Raw genomic sequence first — 6,067 nt, forward strand, 5'->3', positions numbered from 1 at the left:
GAGCCGTCGATTTGTGCCGCGAGCAACGTCTCTGCGCAGAGGACATTGCTCCCAATTCGTCAAAGCGACTCCCGACAGTTGCAGACTGCCAAACAAGGCGAAATGGTCTGGCTGGGTGCGCGAAACACACTTTGCGTGGTCCGCACGTTCTTGGCCCCCGACAAGACTGCTTGACCGTCAGAGGGCCCAATATGCCGAAAGTGGCTTCGAAGAGCTCGGAAGCATCAATAGTGACCGCCGCGCCCCCCCGAAAAGACCCAGGCCCAGCCTCGACAGGCTCGGTCAGTTTGCAAGTGAAGCCAAGCGGAGATGCCGCCACAACGCGAGATTTAAGCATCGCGGCACAGCCGTCCGATAGTGCCGTTTCGCCGCGCGGCGGGACCAAGCGCCGCCGCCCAGGGCCTTCAGCTTGCTACCAGCAAGGCGCGAACCGTCTTGAGGTGCGCCAGCCGTTCGGCGGAAGAGCCGTGGCGCAGCCCCTGTTCAGCAGTCCTGCTCTCGTCTCCGAGCCTGGCCTCACCAAAGTAGGCCGCGACCCCGGCAACCTGGTGAAGCTGGGACACAAGGTCGTCAAGGGCGGTGTTCGTCAGGCGGCCCTCGCGCAGGGCCTGGTCGATCCCCATAAGGACTGCGCGCTTGCGCTCGTTGAACAGGTGCACAAGTCTGGGGTCGGTCTCCCGTCCGTAATCTGGCGTCAGCGCAGCTGGCATTGCAGCAGTCAAGGTCTGAAGCATTCGGTCGAGCTCGCGCATCCGTAGAGGTTTTGCGAGGTGACCCTGCATGCCGGCATCCCGACATGCAGAGATATCATCCTGATATGCGTTGGCGGTGAGCGCGATGATCGGCAGAACGGCCGCACTTATGCCGGCTGCCCTTATTTTGCGGGTCGCTTCGAGCCCGTCGAGATTTGGCATCTGTACATCCATTAGGACAATATCAAAGGCATCGGGCGTGCCGTGAGTCGCGAAGACGCGCTCAATTGCCGCGTTGCCGTCCTCGGCCAGTACGGTGTGGCATCCGGCCTTCCGAAGCATCGCGAGTACCAAGTGCTGATTGATCTTGTTGTCTTCGGCAATGAGCACCGAGAGGGGCGTCTCCCTGCTTTTGCACCCCGGCTCGCCTACGCGCTCGGCCACGGGGCTATCGCCAGCTTGCGGTGCGTCGCAGGGAACCAGCGGAATGGTCAGGGTGAAAACGGATCCCTTGCCGACTTGACTGTCAACACTGAGACTTCCGCCAAGTAGGCCGGCCAGCTCAGCGCAGATCGGCAACCCAAGTCCGGTGCCGCCATAGCGACGCGCAATTGACGCGTCGGCTTGGGTGAACTTATCGAAGACATAGCCTAGCTGTTCTGGTTCTATGCCAATGCCAGTGTCGGCAACCACGATCCTGAGCAGGGTCGCCGTTTCGTCAAGGTCAGCATGAACTGAAACCGCTCCGTATTCGGTAAACTTGAGGGCATTCCCGACGAGGTTGAGGACAATCTGACGCAGGCGCAACGGGTCGCATTGGAGCCACGCCGGTACTGCCTCGTCGATCGACAGGTCCAGCGAAAGTCCCTTCTGGACAGCGACAGGGTCCATCAGGCGCAAGGCACCGCGCAACTTGTGCCTGATATCGGTCGGTTCGGAGCCGATAACCATTTGACCAGCTTCGATCTTCGCGAAATCGAGCAAGTCGTTAAGCAGCCGCAGCATCGCGCGGCCAGAATCCAGGATCATTTCCAGGTTCTGTCGCTGTTCGCCATCACGTTCATTGTGAAGTGCAAGCTCTGTAAAGCCGATCACACCGTTCATCGGCGTGCGAATCTCATGACTCATGTTGGCAAGAAAGACTGACTTTGCCTCCGCAGCGGCTTCGGCCTTTTCTTTCGCTTCGAGCAGCGCAGCCTCGAGCCGCTTGGTTTCGTTGACATTGCGCAGCGAGGCAATGATCTCGCTCGGCGATCCCGTCTCTGCGTTGCGGACCAGTCCGCAATTGGCCTCGAGCCAGTTGAAAGCTCCTGGCTCGGTAAGGCTCGCGGAACGGAATGCGATCCGCACCCGGTTACTGGCACCGGAGACAAGGGCCTGAAAGGCGGTCATGACCGCATCGTGGTCCTCTTCATGAAATCCGGTCATAAAGAGGTTTCCGAGCATGTGCCGATGATCGATCCCGAACACCTGCTGGGAGGACGGCGATGCGTACCGGCAGACGCCCAAAAGGTCGAGGCGCAGCACTGCATCGGTCGCATTGTCAGCAAGCACAGCGAGCTGCTCCTCGCGCTCCTTGAGAAGCCGTGTAGCGAGGCGTTGCTCGGTGATATCGCTCCCCGTGCCGAAGGCGCCTAGAAATGTTCCGTGGTCATCGTACTGCGGCACGATCCGGATCTCAAGTTGACGCATCACGTTGTCGTTATCGGGGATCTGCACGACGATCTTCTCGTCCGTCGATTGTCGCGATTCCATTCGCCTGCGCAGCCGCGAAAGGTCGAACCGGTCCCCATCGACATAGCGGGCGATTTGTGACCATTCAAGCACGGTGCCCAACGTGAGCCCGGTCAGGCGATCCCAGTTGGCGTTCGTGAAGGTGAGACGCCAGTTCGCATCGACCTTGAATACCATGTCCCCAATACCGTCCAGGATCGAACCAATGAAGTCCCTGTTCTCTCTCAGTTCCGCTCTGATCCTGCCGCGGCTTTCGAGATCGACGGCGATCGGCAGTCCGATCGCGAGGCACGTCGCAAGAAAAGTCTGAAGAGCGATAATCTTGTCCCTTGTCCCACCGTGGACCAGCGCTATCGGACCGTGCCCAAGAAGCGTTGCCAACGAGGCGGCGCAGGCAAAGATCGCGACCACGAGAGCCGTGCCGAGTCGTCCCGTGAGAAAGGCTGCCAGCACGACCACTGGCATGACGAGGAACAGAAATGGAAAATTGTCCTGCGCGAACACTGCCGGTACGACCACGCCTACAGCAGTAAGCACAATACTCCACGCGCGCTTGCCAGCCTGGTCGAGTGGCCGCCGATTGGCCAGCTCGTGCCTCACGATAAGGACCATCGAGCCGAAGATCGGGATCGGCAGGGAATGGGCCGCGATCCATTGCAAATAAGTCTGCGTGAATACGCCGACCCGCGCGGTCGAAAATAGCGCGGCAGCAAGCAGTCCGGTCGCTATCGGAGCAAGCATGCCGACAAGAGCGAACTGCGCGAACTGACGCAGGGTCGCGAATGGCTGCTCGCGTACGACGAACCGCTCAAGAAGGAACAGCGACGCTGTGATCTCGAGAAGATTGACGATTGCCAGTCCGAGCGCGAAAGGCGTCGGATCGTCGATCGCTGAGTTTGCGCCGAAATTGGCAATGCAGCAGGCAACTAGCACCATCGCCTTGAATGCGCTCCGGCGGCCAAGCAAGGATCCGATCACAAGCGCATTGCCGATCCAGAAAGCGGCAAGCCGGCCAGTGCCAATCGTCAGGCTAACGCTTGCATATCCCAGAATGCCGAACACCGCAGCTAGGACCAGTGTCCAGACGGCGGCTTTGATCGTGCTGTGCACAGGATCGGAGGGAAGGAGACTTTCCATCACCTCGGCTTGCCCGATGTTTGGTTAATGCTTTGCTACCTGCAAAGCTCACCAACACTGGGACTGTTTGGCACCGTGTGTCGGTAGATCGCGACGATCTGCCATCGACCGCAGAAAAGCGCTGCGCGCGGTGCTGCAGTCTTCATTGGCGGCCACGGGCTATCAGCGCACGCCATTGTCGATTGGAGAAAATGTATCTTTCAGAATGAACGCGGGCGCATTGCTCACCTCTGGTACTTTACCATGAATGAGAAGGGCTGCGGCTAGAAGAAGAGAATTCTCAAGGAGTTGGCAAGGGTCGCGACGACAATCACCGCGATCGCGATAGTCTCTGGGTAAATGTCGCGATGGGACGATCCAATGCGCTTGTTGGAATGCTCGGCCTGCCCTGAATCTGGTTCAATATTGGAAAAATGCATCGACATCGTCAAATCCTCGTAAGCGCAAGTTGGCCCACGAGGATGAGAGGGTCATCACATGTTCAGTCCATTCCGGACCCAATGACCCTCCCCTTCGCAGGGAAAGCTCCAATCCGGACCAAATTCTTCGTTTTTGTGCGTTGGACGGCACTAAGCAACTGATATGGATACCAGCACGATCGTTCACGTGATCGACGAGGATGCTCACCGACGAGCGGATCTGGCCAAACTCGTTTACTCCTTGGGCTGGCACGCCGAGATTTCGGCCAGCCTGGAAGAATTTGTCAGCTATACACCATTGACTGGTTTCGTTCTCCTTCACGACCGGCCGGATCAGCATAGCGTAACACACCTTTTCAGGTACGGTCATGACCATGAAATCTGGTTTCCTGTCATCGTTTATGACTGTGCACCGCGGCCGGGACAGATCGTCGATGCGATCCTCGCCGGTGGGAGCGACTATCTTTCCTATCCAATATCGGCGGAGGACTTGGCGGTTTCGCTATCACGGTTGCGCGAGATAAGTTCGCAGCGGCGTGAGGCCTTTTTGCGCAAGGCCGCGGCTCAGGAGCGCATTGGCCGTCTGACCCGGCGGGAAGGCCAGATACTTTCGCACATGGTCAGTGGTAAGACCAATCGGCTGATCGCCAAGGAGCTGGGGATCAGCTCGAAGACAGTCGAGATCCACCGCACCCACCTTATTGCAAAACTCGGCGCGCAGAACACTATCGAGGCGGTACGGATTGGCCTCGAGGCACTGCGGCCGACGGCATCAATTGGGGATTGAATGCCCCGTATCGGCACCAAAAAATCCGGCGAGATCTTGCAGATAGGCACCAAGCAGCGCAGCACTTGCCGAGCCCGCAATGCACGTAACGTCAGTCTCACGGCCGCCGAGACAACATGATGCAAGCCAGTTGTCTCTTCCGGGCCCGCGGCTTAACATCATTCCAAATTGCGTTGGCAGCAGCCGCAAAGCGGCACTCTCATAGGCCCCCACAGCAATCAGCCCACCAATCGTGTGGCGGTCTGGCAGTTCCGCAATCAGGCCAGCAAAACTAGAGGGCGCCTCGCTAAGAATCCGGTAAGCCTCACCCAGCAAGACAGGATCGCCCGCTGGCGAAGCATTACCGCATTGCAGGGCGAGCTTGCAAAGTTGCTGCGTCCATTCGGGGACCGCTTCGACCTTCTTGCGTTCCGTACTTATCGGGCTCTTCACGGGTTCGGTCCTCGCCGGTATGGCACCCGGCGATCCCACCAAAATGGACCAAAAGTCAATCCGAAATGGACACAATCTACCTTCTGTTTTTAACCAGCCTCAGATCAGGAGCGGCGAGATATGTGCTCATATGACGCGTCAGATAATTGTGCATGCGCGTGGCAGCCACGGTCGTCATACGCACATTTTTGACCCGGCCGTCGCTCGGATCTGCAACGCGTTCAATTAGGCCGGCAGCCTCGAGGTTAACAATCCAGCGCAGTCCTGTAGTCTGTGCGACCCTAGCCGCATGGCACAGGCTCGTTACTGAAATTTCTCGGCCAACGGAGCGAGCGATAAACAAATCGAGAAGCATGTCCCAGCCCGGCTCACCGAGCAACTCCTCATCGAAGAAGGAAGAACGCTCGAGCCTTGTCTTGTAAATGATGCGTGCCAAGTAAACTGGGTCGCACTTATCTGACGAGCGCGGGTCCCACCCTTCAAGCGGCTCAATCTCTTTTTCCTTTTCTGCCGCGATTAGAAGCAGCTTCTCTGCAATTTCTCGCAGCTCGGCAGCCGTCCGTCCGATTGACGAAGCACTCACAGCATTCCCGCCTTTCTCATGCTGAACACCTGGTGGCCCGCGACGATCAGATGATCGACGATCTTTATTTCGAGTACCGCGGCGTGACGAGCTATGGTCGTTGTCGCGGACAAGTCTGCAGGACTTGGACGGGGATCACCGGAAGGATGATTATGAGCGAGGACGATTGCTGCACAGTCGTAACCGTGGGCTGTAGGCCGCCTTGCACTGTGCGGGATTGATGGGCTGATAGCCGCTCCTTTTTTGGGGCGCCGACGATGGATGATTTCGAAGACGAACGAGC

Annotated in this window: 6 protein-coding genes; 1 reads left to right on the top strand and 5 read right to left on the bottom strand. The window is 58.2% G+C overall.

The genetic code is table 11. From position 1 onward, the window contains the following. Positions 1 to 404: 404 nt before the first annotated feature. Together ACFFF7_RS05920 and ACFFF7_RS05925 are read right to left on the bottom strand one after the other, a co-directional pair. Positions 405 to 3,563, bottom strand: a complete 3,159-nt coding sequence (locus ACFFF7_RS05920; RefSeq protein WP_379480434.1) for an ATP-binding protein — start codon at positions 3,561 to 3,563, stop codon at positions 405 to 407. A 263-nt stretch (positions 3,564 to 3,826) separates the two neighbouring features. Then, the gene (locus ACFFF7_RS05925) at positions 3,827 to 3,988 is read right to left on the bottom strand and encodes a hypothetical protein (protein WP_379480435.1); all 162 of its coding nucleotides are present in this window, start codon (positions 3,986 to 3,988) and stop codon (positions 3,827 to 3,829) included. Positions 3,989 to 4,145: 157 nt separating this feature from the next. Here ACFFF7_RS05925 and ACFFF7_RS05930 point away from each other — a divergent pair, with 157 nt between their 5' ends. Next, positions 4,146 to 4,769, top strand: coding sequence for a response regulator transcription factor (locus ACFFF7_RS05930; protein WP_379480436.1), 624 nt, complete (start codon positions 4,146 to 4,148; stop codon positions 4,767 to 4,769). On the opposite strand, the gene ACFFF7_RS05935 is transcribed toward ACFFF7_RS05930, so the two are convergent. The 3 genes from ACFFF7_RS05935 to ACFFF7_RS05945 all read right to left on the bottom strand — a co-directional run. Further along, on the bottom strand, positions 4,755 to 5,201 hold the full coding sequence (locus ACFFF7_RS05935) for a hypothetical protein (protein ID WP_379480437.1): 447 nt from the start codon (positions 5,199 to 5,201) through the stop codon (positions 4,755 to 4,757). The two genes, ACFFF7_RS05930 and ACFFF7_RS05935, sit on opposite strands and share 15 nt — an antisense overlap. A gap of 76 nt (positions 5,202 to 5,277) precedes the next feature. Further along, positions 5,278 to 5,784: a winged helix DNA-binding protein gene (locus ACFFF7_RS05940; RefSeq protein WP_379480438.1), complete on the bottom strand. Its 507-nt coding sequence runs from the start codon at positions 5,782 to 5,784 to the stop codon at positions 5,278 to 5,280. Beyond that, positions 5,781 to 6,067, bottom strand: a 287-nt coding sequence (locus tag ACFFF7_RS05945) for a JAB domain-containing protein (RefSeq protein ID WP_379480439.1), incomplete at its 5' end; no start/stop codon positions are given. The genes ACFFF7_RS05940 and ACFFF7_RS05945, both read right to left, overlap by 4 nt.

Source organism: Novosphingobium aquiterrae, from assembly GCF_042434435.1.
GTDB classification, from domain to species: Bacteria; Pseudomonadota; Alphaproteobacteria; order Sphingomonadales; family Sphingomonadaceae; genus Novosphingobium; species Novosphingobium aquiterrae.